General features: G+C 41.4%; 11 protein-coding genes. 6 read left to right on the forward strand and 5 right to left on the reverse strand.

What is annotated here, in order from left to right; all coding sequences use genetic code 11:
* Positions 1–120: 120 nt before the first annotated feature.
* The gene (locus CZ794_RS09805) at positions 121–4,395 is read left to right on the forward strand and encodes a hypothetical protein (protein WP_087041410.1); all 4,275 of its coding nucleotides are present in this window, start codon (positions 121–123) and stop codon (positions 4,393–4,395) included.
* Positions 4,396–4,777: 382 nt separating this feature from the next.
* Here CZ794_RS09805 and CZ794_RS09810 read toward each other — a convergent pair whose 3' ends face one another.
* Positions 4,778–5,359, reverse strand: coding sequence for a TetR/AcrR family transcriptional regulator (locus CZ794_RS09810; protein WP_087041411.1), 582 nt, complete (start codon positions 5,357–5,359; stop codon positions 4,778–4,780).
* A 180-nt stretch (positions 5,360–5,539) separates the two neighbouring features.
* Between CZ794_RS09810 and CZ794_RS09815 the strand changes: the two genes are divergently transcribed.
* The 4 genes from CZ794_RS09815 (at position 5,540) to CZ794_RS09830 (ending at position 9,476) form a co-directional block, all read left to right on the forward strand.
* A complete protein-coding gene (locus tag CZ794_RS09815) occupies positions 5,540–5,941 on the forward strand; it encodes a RidA family protein (protein WP_087041412.1) in 402 nt (133 codons plus the stop codon).
* Positions 5,942–6,021: 80 nt separating this feature from the next.
* The gene (locus CZ794_RS09820) at positions 6,022–7,020 is read left to right on the forward strand and encodes a hypothetical protein (protein WP_087041413.1); all 999 of its coding nucleotides are present in this window, start codon (positions 6,022–6,024) and stop codon (positions 7,018–7,020) included.
* 115 nt (positions 7,021–7,135) lie between these two features.
* Positions 7,136–7,471, forward strand: coding sequence for a hypothetical protein (locus CZ794_RS09825; protein WP_087041414.1), 336 nt, complete (start codon positions 7,136–7,138; stop codon positions 7,469–7,471).
* Between the two features lie 508 nt (positions 7,472–7,979).
* The gene (locus CZ794_RS09830) at positions 7,980–9,476 is read left to right on the forward strand and encodes a SulP family inorganic anion transporter (RefSeq protein WP_087041415.1); all 1,497 of its coding nucleotides are present in this window, start codon (positions 7,980–7,982) and stop codon (positions 9,474–9,476) included.
* Positions 9,477–9,545: 69 nt separating this feature from the next.
* Here the strand turns inward: CZ794_RS09830 and rpoD are convergent, their stop codons facing one another.
* The 4 genes from rpoD to CZ794_RS09850 form a co-directional block, all read right to left on the reverse strand.
* Complete coding sequence (gene rpoD / locus CZ794_RS09835; RefSeq protein WP_087041416.1) at positions 9,546–11,468, reverse strand: RNA polymerase sigma factor RpoD; 1,923 nt, start codon at positions 11,466–11,468, stop codon at positions 9,546–9,548.
* 483 nt (positions 11,469–11,951) lie between these two features.
* Complete coding sequence (locus tag CZ794_RS09840) at positions 11,952–14,084, reverse strand: DNA primase (protein WP_087041417.1); 2,133 nt, start codon at positions 14,082–14,084, stop codon at positions 11,952–11,954.
* A gap of 157 nt (positions 14,085–14,241) precedes the next feature.
* Positions 14,242–15,459, reverse strand: a complete 1,218-nt coding sequence (locus CZ794_RS09845) for an outer membrane protein assembly factor BamD (RefSeq protein WP_087041418.1) — start codon at positions 15,457–15,459, stop codon at positions 14,242–14,244.
* Positions 15,460–15,969: 510 nt separating this feature from the next.
* Positions 15,970–16,185: a hypothetical protein gene (locus tag CZ794_RS09850; protein ID WP_087041419.1), complete on the reverse strand. Its 216-nt coding sequence runs from the start codon at positions 16,183–16,185 to the stop codon at positions 15,970–15,972.
* A 114-nt stretch (positions 16,186–16,299) separates the two neighbouring features.
* Between CZ794_RS09850 and CZ794_RS09855 the strand changes: the two genes are divergently transcribed.
* On the forward strand, positions 16,300–17,505 hold the full coding sequence (locus tag CZ794_RS09855; protein WP_227681044.1) for an RluA family pseudouridine synthase: 1,206 nt from the start codon (positions 16,300–16,302) through the stop codon (positions 17,503–17,505).
* The last annotated feature ends 22 nt before the right edge of the window (positions 17,506–17,527 follow it).

Genomic DNA, 17,527 nt, shown 5'->3' on the forward strand with positions numbered 1-17,527 from the left:
GCTCTAGTTAATCTATTAAAAATTAACATTTTAAAAGCTTCTTAAAAAGAGTAGATAGAGTGTCTGTATGCTTGTTAAGCTGACGAAGAATATTTGCTTATAAGAAAATTTGGAACTTATATGTTGAATTATATTGACGTAGATAGACAGTTTTCAGTTATTTCTAAAGATAAAGATGATTCACAAGATATTGAAAATTACCTCAAATTTAATGCTGGACAGTCTGAGTCATGGGGTTCACTTCTCAACGAGTATCGTTGTGTCGTACTTGCTGAAGCAGGTGCAGGAAAAACGCTTGAGTTCAAGGAAAGAGCTTCTTTGATGAAGTGTAAGGGGGAGTATGCATTTTTTATTAGAATTGAAGATATTGATCGTCATTTTTATGAAAGCTTTGAAGTTGGCGATGATGAGGCGTTCGATAGTTGGTTAGATTCAGATGAAGAAGCATGGTTTTTTCTGGACTCTGTAGATGAAGCCTTACTTACCAGTCCAAGAGCATTTGAAAAATCAATACGGTGTTTTGCTAAAGCCATTAAGAGAGGTCAGCTTAGAGCACACATATATATTTCTAGTCGACCTTATAGCTGGAGAATAAAGACTGATCAAGAATTAATGGATGAAGTTTTGCCACTAAAAGGCAGCGATTATCAAGAAGGGTCTAACAGTAATGATGAAAAATCTCCTAGTGCGCTTAAAGTTTATAGCTTACGTCCTCTGGATAGAGAAAAGATCGCTGCATACTGTCAAGAAAAGGGTGTTAAAGATACTGATCAATTATTAGATGAGGTTGAAAGGATTGACCTTTGGAGCCTAGCTGAAAGACCGTTTGACTTAGATACAATAATCGATAAGTGGAAAGATGATAAGTCACTTGATGGACGCCTAGAACTTATACAACATAATATTGATCTACGGCTTAAGGAGAGTCATAGCGCTGGCTCTCGTACCGCATTAAATACAGATTTGGCGCGCAGCGGGGCACAGCGCTTGGCGGCAGCTGTAGTATTAACAGGAAATGCAGAAATTAATGTACCTGACTCGGAGCGTAATAAAAAGGGCATAGATGCAGACACCATACTGTACGACTGGGATAAAAGTGATGTAAAAAAGTTATTAGAAAGTGGACTGTTTAACGATATTTTATATGGCGCAGTACGGTTTAGGCATAGGGATATACGCGAGCTATTGGCAGCAGAATTTTTTAGTTCGCTAATTAAAGATAATTATAATCGTTTAAATATTGAATCCTATTTTTTCAAAGACTCTCTTGGTGAAAGTATTGTCACCCCTTTACTTCGCCCAGTACTTCCGTGGCTGATTCTATTTGATGACAATATTTACGCTAAGGCTTTGAGTATAACACCAGAAATCCTCATTGAAGGTGGTGACCCGTCTAAGCTAGCTATGCATTTAAGAAAGCAAGCACTCTTAAAGCTTATCGACAGTATAGATAAAGATCGCTACAAAGCATACGTAGGAAGCGATACAGCAATTGCCAATCTTGCCCAGCCTGATTTAGAAAGTGATGTGCTCGAACTTATCGACCATTATAAAGGTAACGATAATATCATTCTATTTCTTAGCCGATTGGTGCTTCAAGGAGCACTGTCGAAATGCGTTAGTGCATTGATATCTGTTGTTATTGACGAGGATAGACAGAAGTATACGAGAAGAGTAGCTGCCAGTGCAGTTATGTCAGTTGGAACTCAAGAGCAAAAAAATACTGTATGGCAAGGTATTAATAATTCTAATAAGGAGATTCCAAGATGGCTATTAGCGGACTTAGTCCTGTATGCTGAATCAACGATTTCAAATGTTGATTTGATTATCCATAGTGTTGTTAATTTATCTGAACCAAACGAATTTACGCCCACAGCCTTGTCTGGAGCAATGTCTGGATTTATTGAACGTGCAAATAGTGATGTCACTGCTTATCTGTTAAATAAGCTCCACAGCCATCTAAGCATACAGGTGTTGAATGAAACAGAAAGGGACGAGGTGTCAAAACAAGATGCGTGGCTGATGAGTGTGGCGCTAAAATGTATAGAAAGATTGATTTTAGCAAGGAATCAATATGCTCTATCGAACGCATCACTGTCAGTATTGGCTTGTGCAGCTGAGTTAAGATTTTATCGAGAAGTGCGTTTTGATGCCTGTGAAACGAATTTGCACCATATATTACCTCAATGGACTGAGTTGAACGATGCCCTGTACTGGTACAGTATAGAAGATGAAAGAACAAGACTGAGTAGTGCTGATCAATCTCGACCTTTGAATTCCGACTTCCTTCTATTTTATAGAGATAATTATTGGAGGTTTGAAACGTCTGATTTTTCAAGAGTGCTTGCGTACGTCGGGTCACGAACGCTAGATGATGATAAGCTAGTCGCACTTGGTAATGCGTATCGAATATATCATCAGAGCGATTGTCCCACTGAGATGTTGGACGATTTGCGCAAAACTGTATCAGGAAGTGATGTACTTGAGGATAAATTAGAAAGATTATTGAATCCTGAAATCAGTGAAGCAATGAAAAAGTATGAAGAAGAATCAAAAATAAGGTGTGAGCAAGCAGAGAAAAGAAAAGAAGAGTGGGAAAAAAGTAAGAAAAAATGGATAACGCATTTACGCAATAATCCATCCGAAGTTATTACACCTTCAGTAGTGGAAAGTGAAATCACTAATAATCATCTATGGCTATTAGATGAGATAAGAAAAAATAGCGTAGATGCCAGTTGTCTATATTGTACCAACTGGAAAAGCCTGATTCCTGAATTTGGTAACAAGGTTGCATCAGCATACAAAGACTTTTGTATGAATTATTGGCGATATTATAAACCTCGATTAAAATCAGAACAAGACGTTGATAGTTCAATTTCTGATGCTCTATTAATCGCTTTGTCTGGTCTAGAAATTGAAGCCAATGAAATCAGTGACTTTCCTAACTATTTAGATAATAATGACCTAAATACAGCACTGCGTTATATTACTTGGGATATTCATGGTTTTCCCAGTTGGTTTGAAAGAATGCATAGAGCATTTCCAAAAGCCACAGAAGATGCTATATGGAAAGAGTTGGTTTGGGAGCTAGAAACCTCTTGTTCTGAGGGTTCTTTAAGTCATATTTTGCAAGACTTGATTCATCATGCTCCTTGGCTTCATGAATTTATGGCGGGCAGAGTATTAGACTACTTGATGGGTCGTACCAGTCCACTTACTATTCGTAAAGAATACTGTGTGAAGATATTGATTGAGGCTGGTGTTGAATCTGGAAAGTTGGCCACACTAGCTGATAAATATATAGCACTTAATGCTGATGACTATAAAGAAGTGGCTTGGTGGTATGCACTATTGGTTGATAATGATGCAGATAATGGTCTTCCAAAGCTTGAGCACTGGCTATCTGGTTTGAATAATACAGATGCTCAGCAACAAGCTGCAGCTATATTTATTACAGGCTTATTAGGTGGAACTTATACTCAGAAAACAGTATATAACGCAGGAAAATTTAAGATAGCCCCTCATTTAAAGACCCTTTATGTGCTGATGCATAAATATATTAAGCTAAGCGATGATATACAGAGAGCTGGAGAAGGTGTTTATTCTCCCACCATTCGTGATGAGGCTCAAGATGCTAGAGATAGATTATTAAGTTATTTGGTAGAGACACCAAGCAAAGAGAACTATTATGTTCTTAAGCAAATTTCTAAAGAGCATCAAGACAGCTCACACAAATTGTTGCTGCAAAAACGTGCTTACGAAATGGCGGAAAGGTATGGAGACATAACGCCATGGTCTGCCCAACAATTTAAGGACTTTTATAAATCTAAAATGTTGTCCCCTCAAACACATAGACAGCTATTTGATTTGGCAGTACAACAGCTAAAGGCGCTCAAAAATTGGGTCGAAAATGGCAATGACAGTCCATGGTTAACTTGGCAAAAAGCAGTAGAAGAAAATGAGGTTAGAACCCTTGTAGCGGGTTATCTAAATCAGCACAGAGGCGGTCACTATACCATTGCTGAAGAACCTGAACTGGCTAATGAGCAACGAATGGATATTTGGCTTGCTAATCCAAAAATTCAATCGCCTGTACCTATTGAGTTAAAGCTGCTTGATAAGAAATGGAGTGGTAATGATTTATGTGAGCGATTGAGAAATCAGTTAGTCGGTGATTATCTGAGAGAAGAAACGGCGAGGTGTGGTATCTTTCTTCTAGTCTCCCTGAATCAAACAAAGGGTTGGATAATTGACGGTAAAACAGTCAGTATTGATGACTTGGCATCAGCTTTGAAGCAATATTGGCAAACTATCTCTGATCAATATACGGGTATCGAGGAAATAGAAGTTATCGTCATTGATTTAAAAAAACGAGCGCTAGTTTCTAATAAATAAGCTGTCAGGTATCAAACCGTGATTTTTACGCACTTTAATACCCGCAATACTTAACTAGAGCCTTTAAAGTACAAAAAAGCCGAGATAAACTCGGCTTTTCTAGTTAATGCACCATCTATTATTGAGAGTATTTGATTTATAAATCCACTACTTCTTTACGCAGTAGTTGTCATCAAATCAGCTGTACTAATAATTTTCAGCAATACTCCAAGACAACAGACCAATTAAGATATTAATTGGTCTTACAAATCATTAATAACAAGCTTAAACCGATCTAGCACAGAGTCTAAGACTGATAACATTATCAAACAGACATAAAAAACTGAGATATGCCCAGCTTTATATGTTTTATTTTGATAAATGGCTTACGCTTAATTAGATCCTAAACTCTAAACCCAGATAACATAGTACTAAAGGCAGCCACTGTATTGGGTAAAGCAACTTCTGGATCAGTACTCGCTGCAATCCAAAGGGCAGCATTCATAGCAGCACCATTAATGAGCATGGCAGTGGCTTCCGGATCTACCTCTTTCATGGTTCCTTCTTCAATTAACTGAGTCACAATCTGCTTGGTAGACAATAAGCAGCGATTTTGACTGGGCCAAAGAGAAGGGTCGCCCAATACAGCAGGCCCATCTAATAAAATAATTCTCTGAATTTCTGGATCTAGCGCACTCTCAATGTACGTTTGTGCCTCAATGAGTAATCCTTCCCAAAGGTTCTCGCACCCTTCTACTCTAGCCTTTGCGTTTTCTACCATCTCCAAATCTATTTGTTCAACAACCGCTGAAAACAGTCCTTTTTTATTGCCAAAGTTATGGTAAAGCGCTCCTCTAGTCAAACTGACATCGGCTGTCAACTTATCCATTGACGTCTCTGAATACCCATATTCGGCAAATGATTTTCTGGCCGCAGCGATTATATTTTTTCTGGTTTCAGCCATTTTTAATGCACGTTTTGACATAGTCTTGCCTCAAAAGTAAAAAATAAAAATCACATACATCACGTATATTAACTTGACATACGCCACGTATGTGTTAATTTTACATACGCAATGTATGTTAACTGACAATAAGCACCATTATAAGGGCTATATGTCTTTTAATCCTCAATATATATCAATTCAAACATTTTGGAGTAAGTTATGTCTCGAAGAAAAGCAGTATTTCCAGCGGGTAGACACTCTCTTTATGAGAAACATGGTTATTCTGCCGCCATTCAATCAAAAGATTTACTATTCGTTTCAGGTCAAGTAGGCAGCCTTCAAGACGGCAGTGCAGAACCAGATTTTGAGAAGCAAGTCACACTCGCTTTTGAAAATTTGCGTCATACATTAGAGGCGGCGGACTGTACGTTTGAGGATATTATAGATGTGACAACCTTTCATACGGATCCCGAAAATCAACTTGATTCAGTACTGAAGATAAAAAACACTATTTTTAAAGAAGCGCCTTATCCAGCTTGGACCGCGATTGGTGTGACTTGGCTTGCTGGTTTTGATTTTGAGATAAAAGTGATTGCTCGATTGCCAGATGATGTGCGTTAGATAAAAAATTAGACATAGAGTGGGCTTGTGTTGTTTTAAAAGCTCAAATGCGTTTTCTTATATATAAAAGGAGAAAAATTTTGAATACTAAATATCCTATACTCTTTGCCGGTGCGACAGGCGTTGTCGGTCAGCAAGCGATAGAGTGGTTTCGCACGATCAATCCTGAGCAAGCCATTTATATTGGTGGTAGAAATATGGCACTCGCTGATGAACTTGCTCTCAAAGTCGGCAACGCATCGTCACTCGCAATTGATGTCGAACGGCCCAACTTGGGGATAGACGATCGTATCGAGATCGGTGCTGTCATGATGCTTGCTCCAGATTCTGGTACGCATGGTTTACGCCTTGCACAAAATCGCAAGATACCTTATATGAATGTTGTGACTGGAATGGTTGAGATTGGTGCTGAGTTGGCAGAATATGCATTGACCACCTCAGGCCCAGTACTACTCGCCAGCCATTGGGCTGCAGGTGCTGCAACATTTTTAGCACTACACTTGGCAGAGCAGTTTGATTCAGTTTCTACACTTAATATCGGTGTGGTGCTCGATCCAGAAGACATCTATGGTCCTGCTGCATTCGAGGATATGGAGCGATTACAATCAGGTGTGCCCTCAGCATTTTCTTATGAGGACGGAAAGAGAAAATGGTTAATCGAGGATGCTATACATCATAAAATATCTACGATTGATGGTCGAGAGGTCATAGGAACGTCCTTTGCTTCACTTGACACAGTGAGTTTACGAGCCGTAACAGGTGCAAAGAACATTAGGTTTGATATTGCAAGCGAGGCCTCTTCTTTTAGAAACACACAAGATAAGGCTGCGGCCGAAATTATTGTATCCATAACGGGAAGTCACGCTGGGGTAGAGAGCACTCGCAAACTAGCCATTGAGTTTCCTAAAGGTCAGTCTGCGCTAACCGGACTGTGTTCAAGCTTATTACTCAATGAGTTCATTAAAAAATGGCAGTCAGATGATAAGGCGACATTGTACACACCCGAGAGTTTGGGGATAAAGCCAGCAGAGTTTTTGGGTTTACTTGTGGATTTTGGTGCAAGGATTGTTGAACTATAAGGTTAATGATAACTGAATGGTGTGGCCGCAGCCGAGAAACATAAGACGACATATTATCTTTATGGTTGATATAATCGTAAAGATAATATAATGAAAATAAAGGAGTAAATGTTTAATGTCTAATTTAATCATTCCAATTCAAGTTGATTACGGCGCTGAGGAGTATATTTGGTATAGCTCGTTTACTAATATAACAGATCTCATTGAATGGTGGGAGAATGTCCCTTCTATAGATATTTTAAATTATGACCCATACAAACTTATTAATGGAGGTAAACTAAAACTTATAACAAACGAAATGGAATTCGACTTTGGGCAACGGTATTCTATAGATAATGGTCCAAGTATTATGATGGACAATGATTATTCTTCTTACCTTTATTATGGTGGTAAGCAGTATCAACATAAGGGACATAAAATTTATAGGAACGAGCACTATATAATTAAATGAGAGTGAGTCATGCTTAAATTTGTTTGTCGATGCGGTCGAAGGATAAGTCCATCAGAGTCTATCACTTACAAAAAAAATAGGATGTTATAAATCGAACGCATCTATGTTAGAATGACCGCAAATATTATTTCATACACTCAAAAAAGCTACTCACTATAAAGATGAATACGCCACCCTAGCTGTACCTCTCCTCAGTAAACATTGCTCTCGACAGCAATGACTCTTATAAAGCGTCTGACGCTTTTTCTTATGCATATGCGCTGCTTTTACGTTTGTCTCATTATTCGATGTTTCTACTGCATTATTAAGATCAAATGAACCATCAAGATCAAACCACGAAAAGTAAGTTATGACAACAACTGACTAACGATGACAGTTCACATTTTTATACTCATTACTTGATGGGCATCATGCTTAGATAAAAATGTGTCGGACTGTTTGGCTCAGATGTTTTCAAAACACTTCACTTGTTGACAGACCAAAGCTGCGCTCAAAAACTGAGCTAAAAATGTTAAATACAATTAAAGAACAATGGCTAGGCAACGTGAGAGGCGATGTCTTGGCTGGCATGGTGGTGGCTTTGGCCCTTATTCCTGAAGCGATTGCGTTTTCTATTATTGCTGGTGTGGATCCCCAAGTAGGTCTCTACGCTTCGTTCTGTATCGCTGTGGTGATTGCCTTCGTTGGTGGACGTCCAGCCATGATTTCTGCGGCAACGGGTGCGATGGCACTATTAATGGTCACGTTGGTTAAAGAGCATGGTTTGCAGTATTTACTAGCAGCCAGTGTGTTGACAGGCGTCATACAGATTATCTTCGGCTTTTTAAAGCTCGGTAATTTGATGAAATATGTGTCTCAATCTGTTGTCCTTGGCTTTATCAATGCGTTGGCTATTTTGATATTTATGTCGCAGATTCCTGAGCTGATGCCGCAAGCAGGCTCAAATTTGGTACATGTCTATGCTTTGGTGGCGTTAGGTTTAGGGATTATTTATGGCTATCCCTATATTCCCAAAATTGGCAAAATCATTCCGTCACCACTCATCAGTATTGTACTGGTGACCGCAATTGCTATTTTGTTTGGGGCAGAGGCGCGTACCATCAATGATATGGGTCAATTACCCGATACCTTGCCGATATTTTTGATACCTGATATCCCGTTAAACTTAGATACTTTATTGATTATTTTTCCATATTCTATCAGTCTAGCGATAGTGGGCTTGCTTGAGTCTATGATGACCATGACCATCGTCGATGATTTGACTGATACCAAAGGAGATCGCACCCAAGAATGTAAAGGTCAGGGTATCGCAAATATCGTCAGCGGGTTTTTTGGGGGCATGGCAGGCTGTGCGATGATTGGGCAGTCTATTATTAACGTAAAATCTGGTGGCTATACACGGCTTTCTACCTTGGTGGCAGGTGTGTTTTTATTGCTGATGGTCGTGTTTTTGAGTGACTGGCTAAAGCTGATTCCAATGGCAGCACTGGTTGCTGTGATGATTATGGTTTCTATTGGTACATTTAATTGGGGTTCTTTTAAAGAGCTGAAAACCAAGCCGCTACAAAGTAATCTTGTGATGCTGACGACGGTTGCTGTGGTCGTTGCCACGCATAACTTAGCGTACGGGGTACTTATTGGCGTATTACTATCAGCACTGTTCTTCGCCAATAAAATCGAGCGTTATATGAGCGTGCATACCTATATGGATGCATCAGGCACTCGTCATTATCGCGTTGATGGACAGATATTCTTTTCATCAGCAGAGCGTATGACGGAGTCCTTCGATATTAAAGAGTCTGTCTCCAAAGTCGTTATTGACGTATCACGAGCACATTTTTGGGATGTGACGGCAGTTGCTGCGATAGATAAAGTCATTATTAAGTTTCGCCGTGAAGGCACTGAAGTTGAACTAATAGGTCTAAATGACGCGAGCCAAACGATGATAGAGCGTTTTGGTGTTCATGATAAAACCGATGCTGAAAAAAACTTAGGGGTTCATTAATAGCCTAGATTAACAGACACAAAAAAGCCGAGATACACTCGGCTTTTTTATACTCAACTGACTAAAGGCTTAGTCATTTTCAAGGAAAGAGCGCAAGTGCTCAGAACGTGATGGATGACGCAGTTTACGTAATGCTTTTGCCTCAATCTGACGAATACGCTCACGCGTCACATCAAACTGTTTACCCACTTCTTCTAGCGTGTGGTCAGTTGGCATATCAATACCAAAGCGCATTTTCAATACACGTGCTTCACGTTCAGTCAAGTTGCCTAAGACATCACGAGTGGCTTCACGCAGACCAGCCGATGTTGCATCATCAACAGGACTTGAAATCGTGCCGTCTTCAATGAAGTCACCTAAATGTGAGTCTTCATCATCACCGATTGGTGTCTCCATTGAGATAGGTTCTTTGGCAATTTTCAACACTTTACGGACTTTAACTTCGTCCATCTCTAAGCGTTCGCCTAATTCCTCAGGCGTTGGCTCGCGTCCCATTTCTTGTAGCAACTGACGTGAGACACGGTTAATCTTATTGATGGTCTCAATCATATGCACAGGAATACGAATGGTACGGGCTTGGTCAGCGATAGAGCGGGTGATTGCCTGACGAATCCACCATGTGGCATACGTTGAGAATTTATAACCACGGCGATATTCAAACTTATCCACTGCTTTCATCAAACCAATGTTACCTTCTTGAATCAAATCCAAGAACTGTAGGCCACGGTTGGTATATTTTTTGGCGATAGAGATAACGAGACGTAGGTTGGCTTCGACCATTTCTTTTTTGGCACGGCGAGCTTTTGCTTCACCAACCGCCATACGGCGCGCCACATCTTTCATGTCATGGATTTTCATGTCGAGCTGCTGCTCGTAGTCACGGATACGACGTTGTAATAGAATCACGTCATCGGTGACTTTCTCTAGTGTGCCAGCAAATGCAGGCTTGCCTTTGATACGTTCGATGAGCCAATCAACGTTGGTTTCGTTGCTTGGGAAGGTCTTACGGAACTCTTCACGTGGCATACGACCACGGCGAATAACCAAACGCATGATTTGGCGCTCAAGCTTACGCACATCATCATAGACATCATGCATGATGGCCATGACCTGATCTGACAAGCGGTTGTTCAGCTTTAACATCATAAAGCGTTCAGCGAGTAGGGCATAAGCATCATCTGCTTGTGCACTACCACGACCGTAGTCTAGCAAGGCTTGTTTGGCTTTGATGAATAGATGCTCGATTTCTTCTAGACGTAAGCGAACTTCTTCTGGATCAAGACCACTGGTTTCTTCTTCAGCTTCTTCTTCAACGTCTTCTTCATCTTCGTCATCATCATCTAATGCCAGTGCCTTGGCATTGGCTTTTGCTTTGATGATTGGTGGGTTTTCTTTTTCTTCTTTGATTCGCTCTCGCTCTTCTTTTGCTGCTTCTTTGGCTTCTTGCGCAGCAATCTTGTCTTCTTCGGTTTCAGGATCTAAAAACCCAGTGATGACATCAGAAAGTTTTTTCTCACCATCTTGTACTTTTTGATATTCATCAAGGACAAACTGTACCGTACCCGGCCAGTAAGACATGGCATGCTGTACATCACGAATACCTTCTTCGATACGCTTAGCAATGGAGATTTCACCCTCACGGGTCAATAGATCAACGGTACCCATCTCACGCATATACATACGCACAGGGTCAGTGGTGCGACCAGGCTCAGTCTCAACAGAGGCGAGTACCGCTGCTGCTTCATCCGCTGCCATATCATCATCACTTGAATCATCGTTCATCAAGATGTCATCGGCATCGGGGGCTGATTCAAAGATTTTAATACCAACGTCAGTTAGCATTTGCACAATATCTTCGATCTGATCGCTTTCGGTAATAGAGTCGGGCAGTTGGTCATTCACCTCAGCATAGGTGAGATACCCCTGCTCTTTACCCATCTGGATTAAGGTGGCCAGTTGAGATGTGGACTTAGAAACTGACTTATCGTTCATAAATACTCGCTTACTTGCATCGGACATTTTTATATTGTGACTCGCTATCGCTTGTTGGCTGCGTTGATCTTATCAATCGATTGATCAAAATGGGGCGTAGAGGTTGTCAATAATATCAAAAATGAGTTGATATGAATAAAGGCTCAAAACACTACAATAACACTGCTGAAAACAGCTAAACATTCAAAAAGGCTTCAAACGCTGAGGCCTAAAAAACAAATACCTAAAAAATGTGTGCTCAACGAGGCGTGCGTATCATCACTCACTAAGCAATGCTGCAAATACACAGCGACACAGTTTAACACAGACCACCGCAGTCAAGCACGAGGTAGTGAGATCTACCCACTGTTTTTTACTGATTATTTGTCATCAGCGAAACGACTAATGGGCTGCACATGCTACTGGGCATAATCATTAATAGTGGGGGCAGCTATGATACTTTTAAAGGGCTACCATTTGAGAAACAAAAATTAAGCATAGACGCTAAGATTGGACAGTGACCATTTGCGCTGATTGTTCGGCCTGCTGGGCGCGTAGCCAATCATTTAATAATTGAGACTGCTTACGAACAATTGCCAGTTTGATGTGGTCTGGATTTTTTATCAGCTCTTGCATCTTTTTTTGTAGATGTAATTTGAGCAATTGCATGACCAAGTTTTCAACCAGCTCATCTAGGCTTAATACATTTCTTGCGGTCAATGTCTTATAAAACCCGCCCCAACCACGGCTGAGCGTTTCTTGTGTGAGCGGCTTTAGATTGGATAAGATAAAGTGCGCCGCTGCATTGGCATCTTTTGGCAGGTAATTAAGGCAGCGTTTGATGGTGCTGACAATATCGAGCAAGGCCGTGTCTTGTAAGTCCTCCCAAGCTATAGGACGCAAAACATCAGGTGATGCTTTTTGTTGAATATGGGGCGGCAAATGTAAACCGTTAATACCAGCACGCTGCCAAATGATTTCTATAGGATCATCAATAAGCGTGCGCGGTTGAAACAAAAAACAAAGTTGAAGCTGCTGACTGATGGTCATGTCACCATCAAAATCTAATAGCGCATCTTTGGCTTCAACATTTTGGCTGCGTTTGCCGCCCAATTTTTGATAAATGTCATTATTGAGCAGATAGCGAAAGCTACTGCCTTTGGGCAGGGCCGTCGTCAATGAGCGTACTTGCGACATCAGTTTGGCTTTGCCTTCTGCCAACGTTAAGTCATAACGCTCGCTTAAATAAGCAAAGATGTACTGAGACAAAGGCATAGCGTTGGCAATTTGCTCGCGCATCGCATCGCCCCCCTGACTCTTGATAAAAGTGTCAGGGTCATGGTTGTTTGGTAAGGTTAAAAACCGCAGCTCCTTATCATCAGCCAATACAGGCAAAGCCACTTCAAGCGTACGCCAAGCGGCTTTTTGTCCCGCACCATCGCCATCAAAGCTCAAAGTTAGCGTCGGGTTTAACGTCAATAATCGAGATATCTGACTCTCATTAATCGCCGTACCCATAGATGCGACTGCGCCATAAATCCCCGCTTGATAAAGGGCAATGACATCCATATAACCTTCGACCACAAGCCAGCTGTCAGCACGTTGCTGGCGCGATTCATAATAGCCATATAGCACGTGTTGCTTATGAAAAACGGGTGAGTCTGAAGAGTTGATATATTTGGGTTTTACTTCATTGTCGAGCGCTCGACCACCAAAGCCAATAGTGCGTCCTTGATTGTCACGAATGGGAAAAATCACGCGATCACGCAATAAGTCGTAATCTCGTCCAGATTCTGATTGGCGCACCAATCCTAGGGCTTTTAATCCCTCAATATCTTGTGGAAATTGATGCTCAAGATGCTGCCAGCCAAAAGGCGCATACCCCAAACCAAACGTCTCAAATATGTCTTCTGTGATACCACGTGATAAAAAATAATGCTTGGCGTGAGGATGAGTAGCAAGGTTGTGCTGATAAAACTGCTGTATCTGCTCTAGTAACTCATACAAGTTACCATCTTCATCAGCGGCAGGATTCAGATTGTGCAGCTTTGTGATGGCATCAGTGTCTGTCAACCATGAAGGCGGATAACCATTATCACTACTACTCTGATAGTCTAAGCCGTCATTCTCAGGTGAATAAGGCACTGAGTCATAAACGTCTACTGGGGGATAATTGTCATAATGACCCTCATCGTAAACAAAAGCGTCTGAATACGAGGAAGCGCTATTGTCTTGATTTTGACCAGCGGGCGTAGAACCCTCTGATGGAGGCGCTGTTGGTGCTTGAGGCGTTGGTTTTACAGTAGGCTGTTTGGTACGCTGATAGCTGACGTTTTGCTGTTCTTCTTTTGGTACTTCGATGCCCGTTTGCTTTGACAGCTCATTAACGGCTTCAATAAAGGTTAAACTTTCATAATCTCGCAAGAAACTGATGGCATTGCCACCAACCCCGCAACCAAAGCAGTGATAAATATTTTTTTGTGGATTGACATAAAAAGAAGGTGACTTTTCACCATGAAAAGGGCAGCACCCTTTATATTCGTTGCCCGCCCGTTTGAGCGTGGTATGACGCCCAATAATACTGATTAAGTCAGCTTGGCTATTTAATTGTTCGAGGATATGGTTAGGAATGCTCATACAAAAAACAGTTTACCATAGGTCAATTAGGTTAAGACATAGCCGAGCAATTAGTCGTAGCAAAATATCAAGGACAGAAAAATAAGGCCAACATAATGTTGACCTTATTATTTATGACACGCAGTAGACAGCATAGCGCTGCCCTAATAAATCTGCCTTAGTTCATATCTGTATCAGTATTCGATGGTGTGAGCATAATGCCATCACGCTCAGACTCAGGCAGAGTCGTGCGGCGTGTTGGGTTAACGTTTTGCGGATCAACGTTTGCTTCTCTGGCAGTCGAGCTTGTGCTTGATTGACTGGTAACGCGCTCTGTTGACGCTTCTGGCAATCCTAAGCCAATATTGACACCATTATTATTCATAGGCGCTGTGAAAGAACCAGCAACGGGTGCATTGGCTGGAGCAGCATTGTCACTTGGTAGTCTCAATTGACTGGCGTTGCGAATCATTTGGAGTTTGGTTGCACCATTATATTGACCAGTGGCAGCAGAAGCGTCTGTCATACTTGAGCGACCAAGTTTTCCAAAGGTTATCTTATTGAGCCACGTGCTGTCGCGTTTGGTTTTTAATTTAACACGGCCATCGTTGGTCAACCAGTTTGGATAGTTGATTTGCAGTAGAGTCTTATATTCATTTGCCAAATCAGTCAGACCCAATTTGCCATGACTATAAGCAAGCACGGCAATGGCTTCTGGCGTGGATTCACTGAGTGGATAATATTGGAATACCCATTTGGCGCGGTTCACAGCAGCGACATAGGCTTCACGCTCGATGTACCAATTGGCAGCGCTCATCTCACTTTGTGCAAACTGATTGTAAATAAAGGTCATGCGCTGAGCCGCATCTGGTGCATAAGGGCTGTTCGGGTATTTATTAATAAGCTCTTGGAAGTTGGCAAAAGCAATACGCAAGTAGGCGGTATCGCGCTCTGCTTGATTTAGTTTAAACAGCTTTAAGCCTTCTGATGAGCCTTCCATATTGGCCACGCCGCGTACATAGTAGGCATAGCTGACTTGTGGGTTGGATGGGTATAGGCGAATGAATTGTTCAGCACTGGATGCGGCCATTTCAAACTCGCCACTGGCATACTGTGCATACATCATGTCGAGCAGGGCTTGCTCAGCGTACTGTCCAGTAGGGTAAAAAGTACGCAAATTGGTCAAATCTTCGATGGCTTGATTGTAGCGATTTTTGTCAATTTGAGCGATGGCATCGTTATAGTAGTTTTGCTCTGATTTTTCGGCAGTTTCTACTGCATCGACGTCTTTTTTACCAGTCAGGTTTTTGAAAGTCTGACAACCCACAAGGTTTACGCTAAGCGCAAGTAAGGTTATTGAGGACAGTTTGATAAACGTATTGCCAACAGCTTGCATACTTCTTCTCCGACACAAGACGCACAATAGCAGCGCCATTATGCTATATAAAAGGTTAATAATAAAAAACGATGCTTATGGCATCAGTTAACTGTCTACTATTGAGTATGCTTATGATCAAGCGGACTCATTATAAATATGATCTTCATCGAATGCGATTTTGCTATGGCTAATACAACTTATGCATTAGATCAAGATCTTATTTTACGCTAATAAAATACGATTATTCTGAAATACAGTGCCATAGCATACAGCAAAACATGGCTATACTTTATAGAATAACACTGGCCTCGTCTATTTTTTCGCCATCTAATTGTAGCTACATGCTGTCAAATACCTATGAATCGGTGCTGCTCAGACATTTTAACATCACTCAGACCAGCCAACACCAGTTTTTGACCTCGCTATATTGATGCAATTACATGAGGATGTATCTGCTTATAAGTACAATATATTTTAGATGGTTTGACACCGCCCTCTGATTTTAGCCTAGCATTTTAACATGAGCGGTCACTGTGAGCGATATCCAATGCTACTGGCATCGCTAAATATACAGTAAATTACAGCAATGTCATATTCTAGAGAGTTACTAGGTGATGCTTGATAAGGCAGTTGATCTTCAAAAAAAGACAGATAAAACAGGGCATCTATAGGGCTTAAGTGCTTGGCATGATACACTATCGCCATATTGCTTTCGCTTTTTTTAACGAAGATTACTTTTAACATACATGAGTAATCAATGAGCGGTTGTCTGTTTTTTATAAAACTTCCTTTAACGTTGCTATTTCAAGCCATGCTAGGAAGTGTGTTCTATATAAATCTATTATGAATAATAATGCTATGACTACCCATTTACCACCGAATCAGACGCTAGATACTGATTCATCAGCACAAGAGTCACCAATGCCAAATAACGTTTTAAAAAATGACGAGCCTGACAATCAAGCAATGATTGATGAGGACACCGACGCTCTTGATCATGACGATTTGCTCGAAGAAGATAGCGATATTGATGACGAGATTGACGATAGCGACATAGAGGATGATGTTCCTGTTGCTGGTCAAGCTGTACCAGTGGTGGTAGATATGACGCACATTGTCACCGAAGATGAGTCTGGCCTGCGCATTGATAAAGTGGCTTCGCAGGTGTTTTCAGACTTTTCGCGTGTGCAAGTACAAGGTTGGATAACTGACGGAAGCTTGCTCTATAACGGCAGTGTGCAACGACCAAAAGTCCGTGTCAAAGCAAATGATGTCCTACATCTATCAACGACGTTGCAGCAGCATAGTGAAGATCAGCCAGAAAACATCGATATTGATGTGGTCTATGAGGATGACGACGTACTGGTGATTAACAAACCTGTTGGTATGGTGGTTCATCCGGGCGCTGGCAATCAAACAGGCACTTTGGTCAATGCTTTGCTGTACCATTATCCGCAGCAACATCACTTGCCGCGCGCAGGTTTGGTACATCGTATTGACAAGGACACATCAGGTCTTTTGCTCATTGGTAAAACCAAACCGGCTCAGATGGCCTTGATGGAGCAGCTAAAAGACAAGTCGGTCTATCGCCATTATCAATGTGTGGTGGCAGGAGATGCAGCAAGTTTACTTCGTCACAGGCGTATCGATGCACCGATTGGTCGTCATCGTACTCAGCGTACCAAAATGACGGTAATGACCGCAGGGCGTGAAGCTGTGACGCATTTATTAAATGTCACACCGCTGAATGAAAACTACTGTTTATTGGATGTTGGACTTGAGACAGGGCGTACGCATCAAATTCGTGTGCATTTAAGCCATGTGACTTATCCGCTAGTAGGGGATCGGGTTTATGGGGGGCGTCGCCAACTGCGCTCAGGTCTAACAGAAGCACAGCGTCAAGCGATTAGCAACTTTCCACGTCAAGCCTTGCATGCCTATACATTAGGATTTGTTCATCCAACGACAGGCGAAGACATTGAGGTCACAACACCACTGCCTGAAGACATGCAGCAGTTAATAGCAGTATTAAGCGATGGCTATGATGACGAATATGACAAATAAATAGGTATTTCTAAAGGCTTGT

Source organism: Psychrobacter sp. JB385, assembly GCF_900163785.1.
GTDB lineage: Bacteria > Pseudomonadota > Gammaproteobacteria > Pseudomonadales > Moraxellaceae > Psychrobacter.